This window comes from Rhizobium sp. 268 (genome assembly GCF_036571585.1).
Lineage (GTDB): Bacteria > Pseudomonadota > Alphaproteobacteria > Rhizobiales > Rhizobiaceae > Rhizobium > Rhizobium redzepovicii.
Window position 1 is genome coordinate 382,071 of the sequence record NZ_JAPPSO010000003.1, and the last position, 19,716, is coordinate 401,786.

Annotated in this window: 19 protein-coding genes, 1 tRNA gene and 1 pseudogene; 10 read left to right on the top strand and 11 right to left on the bottom strand. The window is 59.6% G+C overall.

All coding sequences use genetic code 11. The annotated features are described in order from the left end of the window. Positions 1 to 13 precede the first annotated feature (13 nt). The 4 genes from OS035_RS08420 to OS035_RS08435 all read left to right on the top strand — a co-directional run bounded on the left by OS035_RS08420 (position 14) and on the right by OS035_RS08435 (position 2,896). Positions 14 to 937 (top strand): amino acid ABC transporter substrate-binding protein, encoded by a 924-nt coding sequence (locus OS035_RS08420; RefSeq protein WP_097628431.1) that lies wholly within the window; start codon positions 14 to 16, stop codon positions 935 to 937. Between the two features lie 23 nt (positions 938 to 960). Beyond that, positions 961 to 2,055: a calcium/proton exchanger gene (gene cax / locus OS035_RS08425; protein WP_183781781.1), complete on the top strand. Its 1,095-nt coding sequence runs from the start codon at positions 961 to 963 to the stop codon at positions 2,053 to 2,055. Further along, positions 2,052 to 2,414: a potassium channel family protein gene (locus tag OS035_RS08430; RefSeq protein ID WP_183781784.1), complete on the top strand. Its 363-nt coding sequence runs from the start codon at positions 2,052 to 2,054 to the stop codon at positions 2,412 to 2,414. The genes cax and OS035_RS08430 overlap by 4 nt, the downstream gene beginning before the upstream one ends. Before the next feature lie 245 nt (positions 2,415 to 2,659). Next, complete coding sequence (locus OS035_RS08435) at positions 2,660 to 2,896, top strand: hypothetical protein (RefSeq protein WP_183781787.1); 237 nt, start codon at positions 2,660 to 2,662, stop codon at positions 2,894 to 2,896. Positions 2,897 to 2,958: 62 nt separating this feature from the next. Here the strand turns inward: OS035_RS08435 and OS035_RS08440 are convergent, their stop codons facing one another. The 4 genes from OS035_RS08440 to OS035_RS08455 all read right to left on the bottom strand — a co-directional run bounded on the left by OS035_RS08440 (position 2,959) and on the right by OS035_RS08455 (position 7,162). After that, complete coding sequence (locus OS035_RS08440) at positions 2,959 to 4,116, bottom strand: AI-2E family transporter (protein ID WP_183781790.1); 1,158 nt, start codon at positions 4,114 to 4,116, stop codon at positions 2,959 to 2,961. Between the two features lie 17 nt (positions 4,117 to 4,133). Continuing rightward, entirely contained in the window at positions 4,134 to 4,979 is an 846-nt protein-coding gene (gene ppk2, locus OS035_RS08445; RefSeq protein WP_097628436.1) for a polyphosphate kinase 2, read from the bottom strand. 87 nt (positions 4,980 to 5,066) lie between these two features. Then, positions 5,067 to 6,758: a SulP family inorganic anion transporter gene (locus tag OS035_RS08450; protein ID WP_210295935.1), complete on the bottom strand. Its 1,692-nt coding sequence runs from the start codon at positions 6,756 to 6,758 to the stop codon at positions 5,067 to 5,069. A gap of 134 nt (positions 6,759 to 6,892) precedes the next feature. After that, positions 6,893 to 7,162: a DUF3302 domain-containing protein gene (locus OS035_RS08455; protein ID WP_206099928.1), complete on the bottom strand. Its 270-nt coding sequence runs from the start codon at positions 7,160 to 7,162 to the stop codon at positions 6,893 to 6,895. Between the two features lie 320 nt (positions 7,163 to 7,482). Between OS035_RS08455 and OS035_RS08460 the strand changes: the two genes are divergently transcribed. Genes OS035_RS08460 through OS035_RS08470 form a run of 3 tightly spaced genes read left to right on the top strand, consistent with a single transcriptional unit; the run spans position 7,483 to position 10,205 of the window. Beyond that, positions 7,483 to 7,794: a hypothetical protein gene (locus OS035_RS08460; RefSeq protein ID WP_097628438.1), complete on the top strand. Its 312-nt coding sequence runs from the start codon at positions 7,483 to 7,485 to the stop codon at positions 7,792 to 7,794. A 41-nt stretch (positions 7,795 to 7,835) separates the two neighbouring features. Beyond that, on the top strand, positions 7,836 to 9,233 hold the full coding sequence (locus OS035_RS08465) for a DUF3300 domain-containing protein (RefSeq protein ID WP_097628439.1): 1,398 nt from the start codon (positions 7,836 to 7,838) through the stop codon (positions 9,231 to 9,233). Between the two features lie 33 nt (positions 9,234 to 9,266). After that, complete coding sequence (locus tag OS035_RS08470; protein ID WP_097628440.1) at positions 9,267 to 10,205, top strand: DUF2950 family protein; 939 nt, start codon at positions 9,267 to 9,269, stop codon at positions 10,203 to 10,205. Between the two features lie 40 nt (positions 10,206 to 10,245). On the opposite strand, the gene OS035_RS08475 is transcribed toward OS035_RS08470, so the two are convergent. Together OS035_RS08475 and OS035_RS08480 are read right to left on the bottom strand one after the other, a co-directional pair. Next, positions 10,246 to 10,734, bottom strand: a complete 489-nt coding sequence (locus OS035_RS08475) for a CYTH domain-containing protein (protein WP_097628485.1) — start codon at positions 10,732 to 10,734, stop codon at positions 10,246 to 10,248. 27 nt (positions 10,735 to 10,761) lie between these two features. Further along, positions 10,762 to 11,229, bottom strand: a complete 468-nt coding sequence (locus OS035_RS08480; protein WP_097628441.1) for a hypothetical protein — start codon at positions 11,227 to 11,229, stop codon at positions 10,762 to 10,764. 262 nt (positions 11,230 to 11,491) lie between these two features. On the opposite strand from OS035_RS08480, the gene OS035_RS08485 reads away from it, so the two are divergent. Next, positions 11,492 to 13,252 (top strand): hypothetical protein, encoded by a 1,761-nt coding sequence (locus OS035_RS08485; RefSeq protein WP_097628442.1) that lies wholly within the window; start codon positions 11,492 to 11,494, stop codon positions 13,250 to 13,252. Between the two features lie 128 nt (positions 13,253 to 13,380). Here OS035_RS08485 and OS035_RS08490 read toward each other — a convergent pair. The 3 genes and pseudogenes from OS035_RS08490 to OS035_RS08500 form a co-directional block, all read right to left on the bottom strand. Further along, positions 13,381 to 13,656: pseudogene (locus OS035_RS08490) on the bottom strand (GIY-YIG nuclease family protein); the annotation flags it as partial. 92 nt (positions 13,657 to 13,748) lie between these two features. Next, positions 13,749 to 13,824 (bottom strand) — tRNA-Ala (locus OS035_RS08495). 150 nt (positions 13,825 to 13,974) lie between these two features. Further along, positions 13,975 to 14,358, bottom strand: coding sequence for a TIGR02300 family protein (locus OS035_RS08500; RefSeq protein ID WP_003589408.1), 384 nt, complete (start codon positions 14,356 to 14,358; stop codon positions 13,975 to 13,977). A 327-nt stretch (positions 14,359 to 14,685) separates the two neighbouring features. On the opposite strand from OS035_RS08500, the gene cmk reads away from it, so the two are divergent. Both cmk and rpsA read left to right on the top strand, forming a co-directional pair. Further along, entirely contained in the window at positions 14,686 to 15,333 is a 648-nt protein-coding gene (gene cmk, locus OS035_RS08505; RefSeq protein ID WP_097628486.1) for a (d)CMP kinase, read from the top strand. 177 nt (positions 15,334 to 15,510) lie between these two features. Beyond that, positions 15,511 to 17,214, top strand: a complete 1,704-nt coding sequence (gene rpsA, locus OS035_RS08510; protein ID WP_003571265.1) for a 30S ribosomal protein S1 — start codon at positions 15,511 to 15,513, stop codon at positions 17,212 to 17,214. 69 nt (positions 17,215 to 17,283) lie between these two features. Here the strand turns inward: rpsA and OS035_RS08515 are convergent, their stop codons facing one another. After that, positions 17,284 to 18,834, bottom strand: a complete 1,551-nt coding sequence (locus OS035_RS08515) for a hypothetical protein (RefSeq protein WP_183781799.1) — start codon at positions 18,832 to 18,834, stop codon at positions 17,284 to 17,286. A gap of 229 nt (positions 18,835 to 19,063) precedes the next feature. Next, positions 19,064 to 19,690: a ribonuclease D gene (locus OS035_RS08520; RefSeq protein WP_097628444.1), complete on the bottom strand. Its 627-nt coding sequence runs from the start codon at positions 19,688 to 19,690 to the stop codon at positions 19,064 to 19,066. Positions 19,691 to 19,716 lie beyond the last annotated feature (26 nt).

A 19,716-nucleotide genomic window follows, 5' to 3' on the forward strand; every position in this document is an offset into this window, starting at 1 on the left:
GGGAGGAGAAACCATGTCTATCAAAGGTCGCTGGATCGCAACGGGCACCGTCATTGCCATCGCGGCGCTTTCGTCAATAGGTTTAGCCCCAGCCGACGCACAGACGCTGGATCGTGTCCGCGCCAGCAGTTCGTTAAAACTGGGCTACGAGCCCGACGCCCGACCGTTTTCGTTCAAGACCGACAGTGGAGCGCCCGACGGGTATGCGGTCGCGCTTTGCAACAAGGTTGCAGACAACGTGAAAGCCGAACTGAACCTGTCGAGGCTCAATGTGGAGTGGGTATCCCTGAGCGCCGACGCGCGGGAGACTGCTGTTGCAGATGGCGTCGTGGATCTCGTCTGCGGTGCGGAGCCGGTCACACTCAGCCGCAGGCAAAAGGTCTCGTTCTCCATCCCGATCTTTCCGAGCGGCACCGGGGCCGTTGTCAGCGCCAGCGCGCCTTTGGCTCTACGGGAGGTGTTGGAGTATGGCGAACCGACGAACAGGCCTGTATGGCGAGGCTCGCCTGCGCGCACAATACTCGAGCACAAGACATTCTCGTCTGTAACGGGCACGACAAGCGAGCGGTGGCTGTCGGACAGGATCAAGACCTTCCAGCTCGCCGCGACGGCGGCATCCGTCGACAACTTCCAGCAGGGCATCGAGCGCGTTCTGGACCGTCGATCAGCTGTCCTTTTTGGAGACATGCCGCTTCTGATGGACGCTGCGGCGCGCAGCGATAATTCTGGCGATCTGGTTATTTTAAAACGTCATTTCACCTACGAGCCGCTTGGTCTTGAACTCGCGCGAACGGACGAGGACTTCCGGCTGACAGTTGATCGAGCGTTGAGCCAAGCCTATGCGGCCAAGGATTTCCGCACGTTGTTTACAACCTGGTTTGGTCCGCCGGATGAGTCGACAGTCAACTTCTTCCAGCAGACTGCTTTGCCCGAATAACACCACCCAAAGGGAGCAAACCGTTGAGCCTCCTTTTGCAAGAGATCCGCGACAGCCCTATGCTGTGGTTGCTGATCGCGGTGCCGGTGGTGTTCGTAGCTGCGGCGGTAATGCCCGAAGCCCACACTGCGCTGTTTGTCCTTTCGGTGCTTGCTATCGTGCCGCTGGCGGGGTTGCTCAGTCACGCAACCGAATCGGTAGCCGCCAAGACGGGTGATGCCGCAGGCGGTCTGCTGAATGCGACCCTCGGCAATCTGACCGAACTGGTCATCGCGCTGGCTGCTCTGCAGGCCGGCCAATATACGCTGGTCAAGGCGTCCATCGCCGGAGCGATCGTCACCAATACGCTGTTCATGCTCGGCGCTTCGTTTCTGCTCGGCGGACTCAAATACCACATTCAGGAATTCAACCGTGCCAGCGCGCGTATTCAAGCCGGCTTGCTGTTCCTGGCCACGGTCGCCCTGCTGATGCCTTCGGCACTTGGCGGATTGGACACAGCATCGGTCGCACCCGTCACTCAAACCCTCAGCCTCAGCCTGGCCGTCCTGTTGATCATCGGATACGGGCTAGGGCTGTTGTTCACGCTTGGAACACATCGGGAATTTTTCTCTTCGGCGGATCATGCCGAGGCCGGTGAAGCGCCCTGGCCGATCGGTCTTGCTCTCGGCACGCTTGGCGGGGTCACCGTCCTTGTCGCCTTGGTGAGCGAGATTTTCGTCGAGTCCGTGCAGGAAGCGGCCGAAGCCTTCGGAATGACCCCCGCCTTTGTCGGTTTTATCGTCGTTGCATTGGTCGGTGGCGCCGCCGAAATGGCCTCAGCGTTTTCCGGCGCGCGTAAGAACCGGCTCGATCTGAGCGTCGGCATCGCGCTCGGGAGCGCGTCCCAGATCGCCTTGTTCGTCGCACCCGTTCTGGTCTTGATGAGCTACGTTATCGGCCCGTCGCAAATGGATCTGCAATTCTGGCCGGGCGCCGTGACGATGATGTTCCTTGCGACGGTGACTGCGATGTTCGTCACCAACAGCGGACGATCGGCATGGTTTGTCGGCGTCCTGGTGCTAATGGTGTACATGATTTTCGCGATAACGCTGTATGTCCTGCCGCCGGCAGTGCGATGATGTCCCGCGTTCCCAGGCAATCAGCCGGCGGGCCGCACACCCGGCAGATGAGGCGGCTGTTCTTCATCGCACTGGCAAAGCAGCTTCGCGTCATCTGGCCGATCCTCTCCGGCATCGTATCGATCATGGTCGCGTCTGGGCTTGCCATTTGGCAGATCGAGAATTGGCGGATCGACGAAGCGCTTTATTTTACCTTCGTGACGGGACTTACCATCGGCTACGGCGATTTCACGCCCAAACATCTTTCGGCACGAATCCTGGCCTTGCTCATCGGTTTTGCAGGGATCGTTCTGACCGGCGTCATCGCAGCCATCACAGTAAAGGCTTTAAACGCAACGGACCGTGACGGCAGCAGCTAAAGCATGTCGCGCAAAAGTGTGCAGCGGTTTTGCGATAACGACATGCGTAAATACAAGGACCTAAAGCGCGGGGAGCGAACCTGAAAGATCGCGACGCGCTTTACATGTAGAGCCATTCCGGGTCGGATGCGGCTTCCCGTGGCTATTGTTCTCAAATCCATACATTTGTTCGTGATCTCGGGAACGATCCGTCACCTTCGCAGCTTCGTATCCATTGCAAGAGTGTTTGAATGCGGAGCTGACCCATGAGCAAAGAGCGCGGCCGCAGAAAATTGATGTTGCGACTTCCCGATATCCGGCATCTTCTCGCGAATAAGACCAGTGAAGCGCTCGCGGAAATGTTTGAATCCTACGATCTTGCAGCCGACGCGCTGGAGCGGTTCCGAAGCAAGAACCCGAGGGAAGACAAGCTAGTCAGCGAGTATGAACAACTATGCCGCGAAATTGAGCAGGAAGTTGTCGTCTACTGCAAGAACCGGTGACCCCGCCCAACACTGACCGTGACCAATCCGGGGGGCATCTCGCCTGCCGCCACAGAAGACCGTCATTGCCTATTTTCTATGGGTTCCGGTAGGGCGTCGACGCTGGCGGCTCGGCTATTTTCCGCTCCGGCCTGAACCGACGGCCAGGCCCAGGCTCTCAGCAGCTCGTAGAAGACGCTGAGCACGACCGGCCCCAAAAATAAGCCCAGCAGCCCGTGGGAAAGAGTGCCGCCGATGACACCGATCAGGATGACCGGCATCGGGGTCGAGAGACCTCGCGCCATCAGCATGGGCTTCAATATATTGTCGATGAGCGTGATAGGCACGGTGATGGCAGTAAACGCAAAAGCAGCGGCGGGCGACCACGAAACCCACGACCAGATGATAACCGGAAGAAGCACGAGCCCAGGCCCCAGTTGCATCAGGCAAAACATGAAGATCACGAATGTCAGTGCCCCACGCGCCGGGACGCCAAAGAAAGCAAAGCACAATCCGCAGAGCAAGGTCTGCAGGAAGGCAACGCCAATGACCCCTCGCGATACATTGCGCACCGTGGCTCCGGCCAGCCGGGCAAAGCCGACACCCTTTTCACCGGCGATGCGGTTTGCCAGCACTTGTATGGCGGCAGCCAGGCGTGCTGACCGCGTGAGAAATATTCCTGAAAGCATGATCGAAACGACAAAGCTCAACACGCCGCCGCCGATTGAGGCAAGCTTTGTGACGATAACGGCCGTCACCTCACGAATCGGCGCCTGAAACTTGATGATCGTCGCCGCCAGATCGCTTGCAATCTGATTCCAGGCGTCATGGATACGCTCGCCGACGACGGGCCACTCCCGAATGGCCGCCGGCGCCGAGGGGAGCGTGAAATCCCCCACCCGCAACTTGTTGATCAACGCCTGCGCTGTGTCGGCAAAATTGACCGCAACGAGAGCCAGGGGCGCAATGATCAGGACGAGGCAAAAGACGACGATGATACTGGCTGCGATGACGGGCCGGTTTCCAAGCAACCTGCAGAGCGCTTGGAATATCGGGAAAAGCGCCACCGCCAGAATTGCCGACCAAATAACGATCAGCGCGAAGGGAGCAATCAGGACGATCGTCCAATAGGCGAAAAGCCCGATGATGCCCAACCGGACAAGATCGCTTATTCTCGCCTCTACCGAAATCTGCCCTGACCCGGCTCCCTGCGCCGCCGTATCGCCTGTGTTCTCAGCCATGTTCGGCTAAAGCCGTGTTATGACGTCGCGTCGGGCACAACATGGCGGACGCTGAGGTCCTCCATGAAATCCGCCGGCCGCTTCTGACGTTTGCCGAGGTCGGGTGCTTCAAACTTCACCCGTTCATAGGGAATGGATTGCAGGATGTGCGAAATGCAGTTGACCCGGGCACGTTTCTTGTCATCCGAGGGCACCACCCACCACGGCGCATGATTGCTGTCGGTCATCCGCAGCATCTCGTCATAAACGCGCGTGTAGTCCCACCAGCGCTGATAGGATTCGACATCCATAGGGCTGAGTTTCCACTGTCGCAGCGGGTCGTCGATCCGGCGTCTGAAACGGCGTTCCTGCTCTTCCTCGCTGACCGTCAGGAAGTATTTCAGCAGAACGACGCCGCTTTCGACGATCGCCGCCTCGAAGCGAGGCGCCAACTCAAGAAAGCGCTGCGCTTTCTTGTCGCTGCAGAATCCCATGACGCGATCGACGCCGGCGCGGTTGTACCAGCTGCGGTCGAATATGACGACCTCGCCGGCCGCCGGCATATGCGCGATATAGCGCTGCATGTAGATCTGGGACTTCTCACGATCGGTCGGCGCCGGCAATGCGACGATGCGAAAGACCCGCGGACTGACCCTTTCCGTTATACGCTTGATCATGCCGCCTTTACCGGCGGCATCCCGACCCTCGAAGACGATGACGACCCTCGTGCCGGATTTCTTGATCCAGGCTTGCAAATGGGCCAGTTCCACCTGGAGCCGTGCGATTTCCTTGTCGTAATCCCATGATTTCTTTTTCTTCTTCTTATCCTTTCCGACGCGGCCTGCCTCTCCATCCGTCCGGCTGGGTTCGTAATTCTCGTCCATTTTCTCTCCCTCCCTTTCGCGAACATGCTATCTTTGTTTTCATACAATTCTGGACGCAAACCGCTGTGCAGTTTTGCCGGAATTGCTCTACCCTGCCGACGAGGCACTGCCGGACTCGCCGACAATTCCGATCAGCGCTCTCAGTGCTTCTTCCCTGCCATTGAAGAGATTGTCGGCGCCGATCGCCTCGATGACCCCGGCGCGCTCGAGGATGCCGCGGCTTTCTTCGCTGAGATCGGCCATGGCGAAGACGATATTCCGCTTTGCCAGGATCTCGGCCACGGCGTCGAGTGCGGCTGCGCCGGTGCTGTCGATATGGGTGACGGCGCCGGCATCGAGCACGAGACATCTGGTTTCAGCAGGAAGTGCCTTCGCGACCGAGGTCAGCCGCATGCGCACGTAATCGGCGTTGTAAAACAGAATGCTGCCTTGGATGGCGAAGACGGCGGCACCTTCCACAGGGCGCGCTTCCGGAAAACGGGCAAGATCGAAAAAGCCATGCCGTCCCTCGATGCGACCAAGAAGACCGTCGCGGGGAAACATCGTCTGCCGCAAGAGATAGACGAGCGTTGCCGCAACCGCGACGATGACGCCGTTGAGAACACCGAAGCTGATTGCGCCCCACATGGCGATCAGCGCGAAAATGAATTCCATGCGGCTGATGCGCCAGATCTTTTTCAATTCGTGAATATCGATGAGGCTGATCGCCGCCGTCGCGAGGATTGCCGCGAGCGCGGGAATGGGGAGTATGCGCAGCGCACTGTGAAGGAACACAAGTGCGGCAACCAGCGTCGCGGCCGATACCAGTCCTGCGGCCTGGGAGACACCGCCAGTCGACAGATTTATCGCGGTTCGGGAATCCGAGACGCTGACCGGAAAAGAGCCGAACAGGGCGGGCGCGATATTGGCGGCGCCAAGTCCGACCAATTCCTGATTGGCATCGACCTCCTCGCCGGTTCGCGAGCCGAAACTTCTTGCCGCGACGATGCCGGCGCCGAAACTGACCAGAAAGATCGCGGCCGAGCCGAGCACGATCTTATCGAGAGGCATCTGATGCAATGGAGGCAGGGACAGACTCGGCAGCCCGCTTGGGATATCGCCGACGACTGCTATGCCTCGGCCTTGGAAATCGAAGATCGCCGAAAGGACGACCGAGAGGACAACCACCAGAACGGGACCCGGAACTCTGAATCGGAAGGCTCGGACGATCCATAACAAGGCGAACATCACGAGTCCGAGGACGAGCGAAGGCCAGTGGATCAGACTGCTCTTGGCGAGCATTTCGACAAGCGGCGGGATCAGTCCATCCGATTGGATCTTTACCCCCGTGAAGCGACCGATTTGCCCAACAAGGATCGAGAGCGACACGCCGGCGAAGAAGCCGACCAGGATGGGACGGGAGAGGAAGCTCGCGAGAACGCCGAGCCTCAGCAATTTCGCCGCGATACAGAAGACGCCGACGCCAAGCGCAAGGGCCGAGGCAATGGCAACCCTGTCGACGCTTGCCGTCGCGGGTTCGGCGGCGATGATGGCGCCCATGGCGGCCGCCAGCACGGTCATGGTCGCAGCGTCTGGGCCGACGACCAAGAGCCGGGAAGGACCAAAGATCGCGTAGGCGATCGGTGCGACGATGCTGGCATAGATGCCGGTCTCCGGTGGCAGGCCGGCGATGGCGGGATAAGCGATGGCGCTCGGCAAACCGACTGCGGCGATCGACAGGCCGGCCGGAATGTCACTGCGAAGCCAGGCTCTGTTGAAGCCGGCTAGGCCCCGCAACATGGGAAGACTTCCTATCACCCCTGGCTCCCTATCTGATGCCGTTGGCCCTCGTGCCCGTTCGATCTTTGTTTTTGCGGTGCAAACCTAGGCAAGGTGTTTGCGGACATGTCTTTAGTGTTCGAGGAACACGAAGTTCATCCAGCAACTTCCGCCGACAGCTTTCCGTCTTGCCGGATGCCCCAGCCGCGGTCGTCGTGGTAAAGCGTTGCCCAAATGAACAGGAAGGGCCAGATCGCATGCAGCGTGAAGAGGCTGACCCATCCCGCAACATGGATGGCATCCTGATGAGGACGGTTCCGCGCCTTGGCCATCAGGTGGAGAATGTCGTGAATGGCAATCATGGCATAGAAAAGCGTGATCACGACGAAGACCAAGACGCCCAAGGCAAAATAGTCGAGAAACACGGATCCCCCTCTGGCTTGGTCTGTCCGAGCCATTTTGATCGCAAGCGACGATCGGATAATAGGCCCGTTGCGGCGCAAAGACCCGTAGCATCGCGTAATCTCTATCGGGGCCTTCGCGGCCGATCCGGCTGGGGAGATTGCCTGTCCAGCAAGGAACGACGCGAGATCGGCCGCCGAATCCCAATCGTCGCCTCGTATGGCGACCGGGATGCGGCTGTCAGAAGCCGGCGACCGTAGGTTCGCGTATTTTACGTCTCCTGCAGGTGCGGCTGTTATATAGTTTTCGCACTGCTTAGGGCAGTTCGTCGGCGGGGGCGGAGATGGCGTCGGGAGAAAGTGGTTCGACATATTTGTCCGCCCTTGAAGCGGCAGAAGCTCATTTTCCCGACCAGGCAAGGCTGGTGCAGCGACTTTTTTACGTCAACGACACGTTTCGAAGCATGTGTGAGGATCTGGCGGCGGCGGCGCAGGCATTGGCGCATGTCGAACAGCTGTCCGACTCTGTGAGGGAGGCGCGACGGCTGGAATATGCAGGCTTGGTCGATGCGTTGCTGAAAGAAATGAGGGAAGCGATAGCACAATCGAAAATTGTGATGCTCAGGCGGACTCCCGTGAGTCCAAAACTACGGTGAACGCTTCTGTCATTCAATAATTAGAGGGAGGTCCTTGTGCGATGAATAGAGTTTCACGCAAGCTGCTGGTTGGGTTGTCGACCCTGGCGATCATCACGCTGCAGCTGGCACTCCCAGTGCGAGCGCAGGCTCCTGCCCCGGCTGCTGCGCCCAACCAGGCGGAGGCAGAACCGTCCACGGCTACACTCCTTTCAGACGATGAACTTGAAGTGCTCGTGGCGCGGATTGCGCTTTATCCGGACGAACTGGTCGCGGCGATTTCGGCCGCATCGCTCTTCCCCTTGCAGATCATCGAAGCCCAGCGCTTTCTGGATGCGAAAAACAAGAACGCCGACCTCAAGCCCAAGAGCGACTGGGACGGCAGCGTCGTCTCGTTGCTGAACTACCCCGATATCGTCAAGATGATGAGTGAGGATCTCGATTGGACCCAGTCGCTTGCCGATGCGCTCGCCAACCAGCAGAAGGATGTGCTGATTGCCATTCAGCAACTTCGCGATGAAGCAGTGGCAAAAAACATTATCAAGACGGATGACAAGGTGACGGTCGTTACGGAAAACGACAATGTCATCATCCGTCCCACCGATCCGGAAAAAATCTATATCCCGCAATATGCGCCGGAGATGCTTTACGACCCAGGCTATGCATCCGAGCCGATCTCCTACTATCCGGAGCCGTACGACAATTATTACTATCCCGGAGCCGCTTTTTTTGCCGGCGCGGTCACCGGGCTCGCCTGGGCGGCCGTCGTTAATTGGGACGACTGGGGGGTGTGGGGCGGTCGCTGGGGCGGTGGTGACATCGATATCGACTGCAACAATTGCCTGAACGGTCGAGACTTCAATGGCAAGATGAAGTGGAACGATGTCGATTGGTCGAAGGTCGATCGCAGCAAAATGAGCATCGGCAAAGACCAGCTTGCCAAGCTTGACCGTTCGACGATCAAGTCCGGCCTGCAAGCCGACAACCGTAACCAGCTGCGGAACCAAGCCAAGGATTTCCAGGCTGGCGAGAGGCCAGGCAATCGTGGAACGGCGGCGCGCGCCGACGATATTCGAAAAGGCACGGTGCAAGGGCTGAAGTCCAAACCGCAGGGAAACAAGCCGACGGCCGCCACTCGTCAGAATGCAACCCGGCCCGAAGCCCGTCCTCAATCGGCTAATCGCGCAGCCAAGCCAGCACAGAAATCGGTCAAGAAGCCCAACAAACCGCAGATGGCCGCCAGACCCGATAATCGCAACCGGCAGCCGAATGCGCTTGGGAATGTCCAATCCGGCCGCCGGGAGGCGGTCTCTTCGAAGCGGGGGGCGCAGAGCATGGGCAGCCAACCTCGCTCTGCACCGCGTGCGGCGCCACAGCGCTCCCGTCCTCCTGTATCGCGTGGTGGTGGCGGCGGCCGTGGTGGTGGCGGCGGTGGCCGTGGCGGCGGCGGCCGGCGATAGATATCTTCCTTCCAAGACTGCCGGAGGTATATGATGAGAACTCAATCAACCTTGATCCCGCTTATGATTTCTGCCGTGCTCTGCGTGGTCTCCGCGACCCCGTCAGCATCGCAGATGCGGACCGATCTCACGGAGTTTGCGACGGCAGGTCCGACGCCGTCGTTTGGCACGCCGGGGGCGGTTCTCGATCGCCTCAAGGCAGTTCTGGCTTCCAACGATGTCGACGGGTTTGCAGGCCTTCTCGGCCTGAAAGCGGACAAGCTGCGGTCCAGCAACGAGGCGATGATCACATATGGGTTGATCCGCGAAGGCGCCGCGCGGCAGATGATTCTGGAGGATCTCGGGGGACGGAAGTTCATTGCGATCGGCGACCGTCTCTGGCCCCTGCCGTTTCCGCTCACCGAGGGCAAGGACGGGAAATGGTCCTTCGACACGCAGCGCGGCCTGGCGGAGATCGTCAATCGGCGCGTCGGCGAAAACGAGCTCGCGACGATCGATACCATGCACGAATATGTGGTCGCGCAATATCAATATGCATCCGACGATCGCGACGGTGACGGTATTTACGAGTTCGCCAAAAAATTGATCAGCAGTCCCGGCAAGCTGGACGGCCTTTACTGGGATCCAAGCGTCTATCCGGAGGAAAGCCCGGCAAGCGCGCTGGTCGAGACAGCTGCCTTCGGTGCCGCCAAACGCGGGGAAGGTTATTTCGGATATCGCTATCGCATCCTGACAGCCCAGGGTGACAATGTGCTCGGCGGCAAACAAAGCTACCTCGTCAATGGTTACTTGACCGGCGGCTTTGCGCTCATCGCCTGGCCGGTCTCATATCGGGTGACCGGCGTGCAGACTTTTATCGTCAACGGGATGAACGTCATCTATCAACGCGATCTCGGGCCGCAAACGGAACAGCGCGCCGCGGCGATCATGGAATTCAATCCAGACGCCGATTGGACCGTTGTCAGTGAATAGGGTTTTACACTGCCTGCGCGTCTCCAGAGGGGCGCCATTATCAGTCGCCGCATTCTGCACCCAAGGGAGGCTTACTTGAGGCAGCGGCCATAGCGCGGTTGGAATAGCTATCGTTGCCCGTGACTTCTCGCCCAAGCCATTGCGGCAGGACCGGCAGATCATCTTCACTCGCCATTTCGATCTCGGCAAGCGTCAATCCCTCATAGGCTCCGGCAAAGACGTCCACATCCCAGTTTCTGCCCTCGTACAGGACCCGATAGCGCGTTTTCTCAATGACGTGGCCGGTCGCATGGTGAAGCAGGTCCCGCGCCTCATCGACCGGAATCTCATATTCATATTCGTCTTTGGCGAGCCCTGTCGTGCGGAATTTGATCGTCAGGCAAGCAGAACGACCGTCGATCAAGCGAACACGAACCGAGTTCTCATCGCGAGATAAATAGGCTTGCTGCAGGACATGCGAAATGCCGGCACAATCGCGCCAGCTATTGTTACGCACGAGGAACTTGCGCTCGATCTCGATCGCTTTCAAGTTGATCACCCCCTACTTTACTGCCGGTCAGTCGACCGGCGGCTCCCAAGTGAGGAAGAAGCCGACGTCTCCGGGCATGCCATCCGGGAAGTTGATGATCATGGCCTTCAGCCCATAACCCTGTGGCTTGGCCACCTGCTCGAAGAGCTCCAGGAGTTCCTTTGCCTTTCCCTGCAGCGTCTTCTGCCATCCCGGCAGGTTGTTGTTGATGGCACGGCCGCTGTCGGTGCAAAACGTCGAGGGAAAACTGTAGATCAATGCCTCGTATTTGCCGTCTGCCGCCGCTTTCATCACAAGGCGCTTGATGACGGCGCGTTCCGTTTCGCCGATCTGCTTGCGGAAAAAATCCTCGACGAATTCCGCGTGTTTTTTTGCTTCACGCGCCATGATCCTTTCGTTGCGCTCCATCTCGACAAGCTGAAGCTCCAGAGCACGTTTGCGCAGCTCCTCTGCGCTTGTCATGGAATGGGGTGTAGAGCTCTCAGGTGATGTCATCGCAGCCTCCTCCAGAATACACGGCGATGATAGGGCGAGCTTGGAGACTAAGGCAGTAAGATACATGACGGCGTCGGTAGAATACGGTATCCTACGCTGGCATTTCGTAAGCCGTGACTGCGTCCATCTTCGGGCTAATCATCGGATTGGCTTAGAGTTGGTTAGGGTATTCGGCCGGGCGGCATTGCTGTTATGCCGCGGTGAGACTATCGTTTGAGACAGCGTGCTGCAGGTTGTTCGCAATCGGCGTCTGGGGGAACCGATGACGAGTGCAGGCATAAATAGGGTCGCCGCCTCGCAGGAGGAGGTACAGCAGCAACTTGAGCGCATTCTGTCCAGCCGCGAATTCCGCCTTCCCGAACGGACGAGGAAGTTCCTCGAATTTGTGGTCACGGAAACGTTGGCGGGCCGCCGTGACTATCTGAAGGCCTTTACCATCGCACAAGCGGTTTTTGGCCGGGACGCGAACTTCGATGCCCAGCAGGATCCCTGCGTTCGTATCGAAGCCGGCCGGCTGAGACGGGAACTCGAACACTATTACCTCACAGCCGGCGGCGCCGACCGGATCATCATCACCATCCCGAAGGGCGGCTACGCGCCGGTCTTCGATGTCATCGGCGGCGCTGAACCCGCAGATATCTTGCCGCCCGAACAGGCGAACGCGTCAGGCGCGGATAACGGACAGATACATGCAGCAACGGATGCCATCGGCCGGAACCCCGCGGACCGGCGCCTTTCGCCTCGATATTGGCTGCTTGCAGCAGGCACGGTGATTATCCTAGCCTCGACAGCGGCTATCCTTCGGCAGGTCGGGTCGCCGGGTGTAGAGCGCGAAACGGGACTGGGCGCCAACAACCGCCCCACCATCATCGTCGAGCGTTTTGACAATGTCTCTGGCGGGAACCTTGCCTCCGATATCTCTCGCGGCATGACCGACGACATCATCGAGAAGCTGGTGCGCTTCAATGATATCGTTGTCGTCACTGCCATGCCGCGGAGTAAATCCGGCGAAGCTTCGTTGGAGCCTCTCTATGCCCTGCAGGGAAGCGTGCGGCTCGAAGGCAGCATGCTGCGCTCGACGGCAAGGCTCGTGCGGCGGGCGGATGCGGCTGTCATCTGGGCAAACAATTACGATGCAGACATGACGGTGCAAGGCATCCCGAAAACGCAAGCAAGCCTTGCCGGGGATATCGCGACTGCGGTCGCGCGCCCTTTCGGCGTCATGTTTCAAACTGATACCGCGACCATCGCCGGACGCACAGACGCCTTTTCATGCATTCTCTCCTACTACAGCTACCGCAGCGAAATGACTGTGCAGGCGCATGAGGTGGCAAAATCCTGCCTGCAACGGGCCGTGGAGCAAATGCCGGCCGAATCCAATGTCGTGGCCCTTCTTTCGCTGATCCATCTCGACGAGTTCCGCTTTTCATACCAACTTCATACAAAAGCGACGGCCGCGACGCTCGGCCTGGCAAAGCAACTTGCCGAGCACGCGGTGCAGCTCGACCCGAAGAATGCACGCGCACTTCAGGCGCTGATGCTCGCCAATTTTTTCGACAATGATCCGGTTGCGGCCCTCAGCGCCGGCGCCAGCGCCTATGCCAGCAATCCGAACGATACCGAAGTGGCCGGTGAATACGGCCTGCGGCTGTCAATGTCGGGGGAATGGGAAAGAGGCTGCACGCTGATTTCAGAAGCGGTCGGCAAAAATGCCGGGCCACGCGGATATTATGAGGTCGGGATGGCGCTCTGCGCCTTCATGCGAGGCGATACACGGGCTGCGGAACTCTGGTCACGCATGTCGGATCTCAACTATAATCCGATGCATCGCCTGGTATTGCTCTCCATTCTCGGCGCGCTCGGAAAAAAGCAGGAGGCAGAGGAACAGCTTGATTGGATCCGACGCGAGTCACCCGCCTTGATCCCGAACATCAGGCAGGAGGTCACCAGCCGGCTGGCGCGGACCGAGGATCAGCGGCGGTTTCTTGCGGGAATAGAGGCTGCCGGTTTGTCGGTGCAATAGCCGAGAGATTGAGGTCGTGGGAGCGGAGTGCCTGCGTCGCCCGACGGCCTCTATTCCTGGAGTCTTTTCGTTGAATGCGCCAGACACGTCGCGTGATCCAACTACACCGCTTTCGCATGCACCTGCGATTATTCGGAATCGGTCTTCCCGTTAGCCAAGCGAGTTGAAGTCAGATTCGGCTGGACCAGTCTCTTGCTGGCAAAAGCCCTGCCGAAATGCGATTTCAGGTATGTTTCGAATTCAAGCGCCTTGTGCTTGTCACGAAAGGCGCAATACCAGAGCAAATTCCATGGTGCAAATTTGGCAGTGTGGGTAGATTTTCCGGCGTTGTGAGCGGCGAATCGCTGTTTCAGATCTGCGGTAGAGCCAGTGTATTCCTGATCGGAAAAATCGACGCTGCGGACAGCCCGTCGTCGCCCTTCGGGCTATGCCGGGCACTGCTTCGGCCTAACGGTCTCCCGCGGCTGCGCCACGCGAAGCCCGTAAGGGCGAAGCGTGGTGGAGCTAAGCGGGATCGAACCGCTGACCTCTTGCATGCCATGCAAGCGCTCTCCCAGCTGAGCTATAGCCCCATCAAGGTGGTCCGGCTGAGCGCCGGTCCTGGGATGCTTCGCAGGGCGTGCCCTGCGGAGTGGCGGCTTATTACTTCCGGTTTTCGGAGATAGCAAGCCTAAAAAATTCGGCCCGGAGAATTTTTTCCTCACCGGGCCGAAATGCAGCCGTCAAACTTCGTCTTCGTCGCCGGTCACGCCGATGATGTCGCTCATGTCGTCATCGTCATCGTCTTCGTCGGGTGTGAGGAAGGTATCGTCGTCGTCATCGCCTTCGATTTCGACATCGTCGTCGCCGATATCGGGGATGTCGTCGCCGGAGGCGGCGTCATCGGCATCCTCAAGCGAAACCAGTTCGACTTCGGTGTTTTCGGTATCGACTTCCGCAACCTCGTCCTCTTCGGCAACATCGGCGATCGCCGAGGTTTCCTCGAAGAAGGACAGGGGGTAGGACTTGCCGGTATAAGGAGAAACGATCGGATCCCGGTTCAGATCATAAAACTTCTTGCCGGTTTCCGGATCGGTACGCTTGGTTCCAAGTTCCGCTTTCGCCACTATAAGCCTCGTGAGAATGGCCGAATGCAAGATTCGGCAAATGCCGTTCAAGCCGGCGTTCCATCGGAATTTATAAGCCGGTCCCCTTAATCGCTGCGGCTTCCCATGTCAAAGCCAAACTTTATGATCGGAGCGCAAGCTATTTCCGCCAGCGGCGGATGACCGCCCGGCGCGTTTATGGTAACGAGCCGCGGCAGCCGCAGAGCTGAACGAAGATCGTCACCGGAAGGTTCGGTCTTGCGCAGGAAATCCTGCGCCTTTACAAAGGATTACGCCGTGCATGGCGCCGCGCCGCCGCCTTTCAGCCAGGTGCCCCAGGATCGACACATGAGCAGCAAGACTTTCACCATCGCCATCGATGGCCCGGCTGCGGCCGGCAAGGGCACGCTTTCGCGCCGCATCGCCGAGCAATACGGCTTCCATCATCTCGACACCGGCCTGACCTACCGCGCCACGGCCAAGGCGCTGCTCGACGCCGGCCTGCCGTTTGACGACGAGGCGGTGGCCGAAAAGATCGCGCGGGAGGTTGAACTCGCCGGATTGGATCGCGATATACTTTCCAAGCATGAGATCGGCGAAGCGGCCTCGAAAATAGCCGTGATGCCGGCGGTGCGTCGGGCCCTGGTCGAGGCACAGCGACGATTTGCGACCAAGGCGCCGGGAACCGTGCTCGACGGGCGCGATATCGGCACGGTCGTCTGCCCGGATGCACCGGTCAAACTCTATGTGACGGCAACGCCGGAGGTGCGCGCTAGACGCCGTTACGACGAGATTCTCGGCAAGGGGGCGACGGCGGATTTCGATGTGATTTTCGAGGACGTGAAGCGGCGCGACGAACGCGACATGGGACGGGCCGACAGCCCTTTGAAACCAGCTGATGATGCGCACTTGCTTGATACGTCGGAAATGAGTATAGAGGCCGCGTTTCAAGCCGCTCAATCGATCATCGATGCGGTCTTGAGCCGAAATGCCTAAATTCAAGCGATTTTGCATGCTCAGACGCATGGATCGCTTCTAATACAGCAGCCTGAAATTCCGTCCAAGCGCCGGATTGCCTTCGTGAAAGAGGGCGGACTGGGTTCAGGCCCGTTCAACGCAAACCAACCGGCGCATACGTGTCCGCTCCGCTATTCAGGACACGCAGGAGATTTTATGTCAGTAGCTACTCCCTCTCGCGAGGATTTCGCGGCCCTTCTCGAAGAGTCCTTTGCCAAGAACGATCTGGCCGAAGGCTATGTCACCAAGGGCATCGTCACGGGCATCGAAAAGGATGTCGCCGTTGTCGACGTCGGCCTGAAGGTCGAAGGCCGCATCGCGCTCAAGGAATTCGGCGCGCGCGCCAAGGATGGCCAGCTCAAGGTTGGCGATGAAGTCGAAGTTTACGTTGAGCGCATTGAAAACGCGCTCGGCGAAGCCGTTCTGTCGCGCGAGAAGGCTCGCCGCGAAGAGAGCTGGGTCAAGCTCGAAGCCAAGTTCGAAGCCGGCGAGCGCGTCGAAGGCGTGATCTTCAACCAGGTCAAGGGCGGCTTCACGGTCGACCTCGACGGTGCGATCGCCTTCCTGCCGCGTTCGCAGGTCGATATCCGCCCGATCCGCGACGTCACGCCGCTGATGCACAACCCGCAGCCCTTCGAAATCCTCAAGATGGACAAGCGCCGCGGCAACATCGTCGTATCGCGCCGTACGGTTCTGGAAGAATCCCGTGCCGAGCAGCGCTCTGAAATCGTTCAGAACCTCGAAGAAGGCCAGGTTGTTGACGGCGTCGTCAAGAACATCACCGATTACGGTGCGTTCGTCGACCTCGGCGGCATCGACGGCCTGCTGCACGTCACCGACATGGCATGGCGCCGTGTGAACCATCCATCGGAAATCCTGAACATCGGCCAGCAGGTCAAGGTTCAGATCATCCGCATCAACCAGGAAACCCACCGCATCTCGCTCGGCATGAAGCAGCTCGAGAGCGATCCTTGGGATGGCATCCAGGCCAAGTATCCGGAAGGCAAGAAGATTTCCGGTACCGTCACGAATATCACCGACTACGGTGCATTCGTCGAGCTGGAGCCGGGCATTGAAGGCCTGATCCACATTTCGGAAATGTCCTGGACCAAGAAGAACGTACACCCCGGCAAGATCCTGTCCACCAGCCAGGAAGTCGAAGTCGTCGTTCTCGAAGTCGATCCGTCCAAGCGCCGTATCTCGCTCGGCCTCAAGCAGACGCTGGAAAACCCGTGGGCAGCATTCGCCCGCAGCCATCCGGCCGGCACTGAAGTCGAAGGCGAAGTCAAGAACAAGACCGAATTCGGCCTGTTCATCGGCCTCGACGGCGATGTCGACGGCATGGTGCACCTCTCCGACCTCGACTGGAACCGTCCGGGCGAACAGGTCATCGAGGAGTTCAACAAGGGTGACGTCGTCAAGGCCGTCGTTCTCGACGTCGATGTCGAGAAGGAACGTATCTCGCTCGGCATCAAGCAGCTCGGCAAGGATGCGGTCGGCGACGCCGCTGCATCGGGCGACCTGCGCAAGAATGCGGTCGTTTCCTGCGAAGTCATCGCGGTCAACGACGGCGGCGTCGAAGTGAAGCTCGTCAACCACGAGGACATCACTTCCTTCATCCGCCGCGCCGACCTCGCCCGCGACCGCGACGAACAGCGCCCCGAGCGCTTCTCGGTCGGCCAGGTCTTCGACGCCCGCGTCACCAACTTCTCCAAGAAGGACCGCAAGATCATGCTGTCCATCAAGGCTCTGGAGATTGCGGAAGAGAAGGAAGCCGTTGCCCAGTTCGGTTCGTCCGACAGCGGCGCTTCGCTCGGCGACATCCTGGGCGCAGCGCTCAAGAACCGCGGCGGCGAATAAGCCTCGCATCAGCCTTTGAATTGAAGAACCCGCCGGAGCGATCCGGCGGGTTCTTCATTTTCAGGTTATTTATTCCCAGCCGACCATGCGCTGATAGAGCGCATAAACCGGGTCGGCGGCCGCGCCTGACTGATATGGCGTCGGCTCGGTATCGATCATTCTCGGCGTCCGGCGCTGAGGCGCCGCATTGGCTGCTTCGCCATCGGCCGCGGCATCCCCGCCGCCGGATTGCGCCTGCTGCTTATCCTCTTGCTGCTGATCTGGCGGTGCCCCATCGTGGTGGTGCTGATTCTGGTGGCTGGTTTCATCCGCCTTCCCGTTCGGCGGGACATCCTTGGCGAACTGATAGGGCAGCTGCGTATAGGCAAGTCCCTCCGGCATCCTTGCTGCAAGCGGGACATAGGCCGTCTCGGGAATCGCCGTCATTGGCAGTGGCGCATCGGTCTCTTTCGGTTGGCGGGCAGCCGCAGCCACGATCTCCGTTTCCATCGGCGATGGGTGCAGCGCTGCGGAGGGGCGCGCGTCGGCTGCTGCGAGGTCAGCCGGCTGCCTGGTCAAGGTTTCGGCCGCATCGCTGATGACGGCATCGTCGAGTATCGTATCGATCTCCACGGCCGCTTCGACGGGACCATCCTCCAGCACCGCTTCGACATCCTGCTCGCGGATGATGGTGACAATCATCTCGGAGACCTCTTCGGTCATCGAAGCGGCAATTCCTGTCCAGTTCCTTGGAATGACAGGATCGCCCTTTTCCGACACAGTGCGAGGCTGGAGGGCGGGCGCCTCCGGCGTTTCCCGCGCCTCCTCGGCCGCTGTGGCTTCGGCCGGCAAGGCTGGCGCGGTGTCGATCTCCTGCCGTTCAGATTCTTCCGCGGCGACCTCGCTTGCCGCTGCCGACGCGGACTGAGCCCGGTTTTCAGGCCGCGGCGTTTCCGGATCGGCTACCTCAACGGCCTCGGCGATCACCGCTTCCTCGGCGGTGGCCAGCGCCGCCGCCTCGATGAGCGCGCCGGGCGGCGCCGACAGCTCGTCTGCCGGCTTGCGCATGGCGGCAGGCTCATGATCCTCATGCAGCTGGATCTCCGGCCGGGCTTCAGCGCGCATCGGCGAAGCGTCATTCTGGCCGTACGAGCGCACGACAGCGCGAGCGGCGAGATCGCGGTCCTTGTAGCGGACGATTTCCAGATAGGCGACGATCCGCGCCGCTTCCGGGCCTGCAGGGTTCTTCAGGGCTGCGGCAATCATCCGAAGTGGCAGGCTGTGGCCTTGCTCCGTCAATTGGCGCTCGACCTCGTCGATTCTGACGCCCGGCAGCCGCAGGATGGCATCGGCTAGCCGGGAGGCGAAGGCAAGATTGGTTTCGTCCTCGCCGCGATCTAGCGAGATGGCGCGGCCGGCGGCATCAATGGCATCGAAGAGGGCCTCGATCATGCGCTCGCGTGCGGCAAGCAGCAGGATACTGAGCTTGCCGGCAACGGCGGAATTCAGGTCGGCGGCTTCGACGGCGTTGACCGACGCGGGAGCAATCACAGAACGGCCGAGGCCGCCGGCGACGATCGCCGCAGTCTGGCCTTGAGACGAAAAGCTTGCATTGGACGCTGCACGAACGGGAGTCAACATGGCATGCTCCTTTCGTAAAGTGACGATGAAAGCAGGCTCTATAAAGGACCGCGCTCATCCGGCCCCTTGCATCCCCGCAGATCCTCCTGTCCGCATGACGCAATACCGGCGTCATCGAAATGCATAAATATTAATGGGAATTTTAGGAAAGAGGCGTTAACGAATTGCTAACGGCCGCGGACCAGCCGCTTCCACGATCCTTGTTTCACGCAAGGCGCGGGCAATTTACTCAGCTATGGGCGAAGATATCGGCCTCTTCCCAGCCGAGCAGGTCGAGCTTGGCGCGGGTCGGCAGGAATGCGAAGCAGGCCGTCGCATGGTCGAAGCGGCCGTCGCGGATCAGGCGCGCGGTCAGCTTGTCGCGCAAAGCATGCAGGTAAAGCACGTCGGAAGCGGCATATTCGAGCTGGGCCGGAGACAGCGTTTCGGCCGCCCAATCTGAAGACTGCTGCGCCTTGGAGATATCGACGTCCAGCATCTCCTTGAGATTGTCCTTGAGGCCGTGGCGATCCGTATAGGTGCGGATCAGGCGCGAAGCGATCTTGGTGCAGAAGACCGGGTTCGTCGTGACGCCGAAAGTGTGGAAGAGCACGGCAATATCGAAGCGGCCGTAATGAAAGATCTTCTGATGGGTCGGATCTTCGAGCAGGGCGACGAGATTGGGAGCCGCTTTCTGGCCGGCGGCGATGCGGATGACGTCGGCGGTGCCATCACCAGGTGAAAGCTGGACGACACAGAGCCTGTCCCGGCGTGGCACCAGGCCGAGCGTTTCGGTGTCGATGGCAATCGCGCCGGTGTAGCGCGCGGCATCGGCCGCGGAAATGTCGCCTTCGTGATAACGTATGGTGGCGGCCATGAGACTATCTTTCGTTCGAATGCGTC

Bases quoted from the DNA above. Each gene is read 5' to 3' on its own strand.
- OS035_RS08480 (WP_097628441.1), bottom strand. From the start codon at position 11,229: ATGACATCACCTGAGAGCTCTACACCCCATTCCATGACAAGCGCAGAG.
- OS035_RS08485 (WP_097628442.1), top strand. From the start codon at position 11,492: ATGACGAGTGCAGGCATAAATAGGGTCGCCGCCTCGCAGGAGGAGGTA.
- OS035_RS08420 (WP_097628431.1), top strand. From the start codon at position 14: ATGTCTATCAAAGGTCGCTGGATCGCAACGGGCACCGTCATTGCCATC.
- cmk (WP_097628486.1), top strand. From the start codon at position 14,686: ATGAGCAGCAAGACTTTCACCATCGCCATCGATGGCCCGGCTGCGGCC.
- OS035_RS08430 (WP_183781784.1), top strand. From the start codon at position 2,052: ATGATGTCCCGCGTTCCCAGGCAATCAGCCGGCGGGCCGCACACCCGG.
- OS035_RS08470 (WP_097628440.1), top strand. From the start codon at position 9,267: ATGAGAACTCAATCAACCTTGATCCCGCTTATGATTTCTGCCGTGCTC.
- OS035_RS08435 (WP_183781787.1), top strand. From the start codon at position 2,660: ATGAGCAAAGAGCGCGGCCGCAGAAAATTGATGTTGCGACTTCCCGAT.
- rpsA (WP_003571265.1), top strand. From the start codon at position 15,511: ATGTCAGTAGCTACTCCCTCTCGCGAGGATTTCGCGGCCCTTCTCGAA.
- OS035_RS08515 (WP_183781799.1), bottom strand. From the start codon at position 18,834: ATGTTGACTCCCGTTCGTGCAGCGTCCAATGCAAGCTTTTCGTCTCAA.
- ppk2 (WP_097628436.1), bottom strand. From the start codon at position 4,979: ATGGACGAGAATTACGAACCCAGCCGGACGGATGGAGAGGCAGGCCGC.
- OS035_RS08440 (WP_183781790.1), bottom strand. From the start codon at position 4,116: ATGGCTGAGAACACAGGCGATACGGCGGCGCAGGGAGCCGGGTCAGGG.
- OS035_RS08450 (WP_210295935.1), bottom strand. From the start codon at position 6,758: ATGTTGCGGGGCCTAGCCGGCTTCAACAGAGCCTGGCTTCGCAGTGAC.
- OS035_RS08465 (WP_097628439.1), top strand. From the start codon at position 7,836: ATGAATAGAGTTTCACGCAAGCTGCTGGTTGGGTTGTCGACCCTGGCG.
- OS035_RS08460 (WP_097628438.1), top strand. From the start codon at position 7,483: ATGGCGTCGGGAGAAAGTGGTTCGACATATTTGTCCGCCCTTGAAGCG.
- OS035_RS08520 (WP_097628444.1), bottom strand. From the start codon at position 19,690: ATGGCCGCCACCATACGTTATCACGAAGGCGACATTTCCGCGGCCGAT.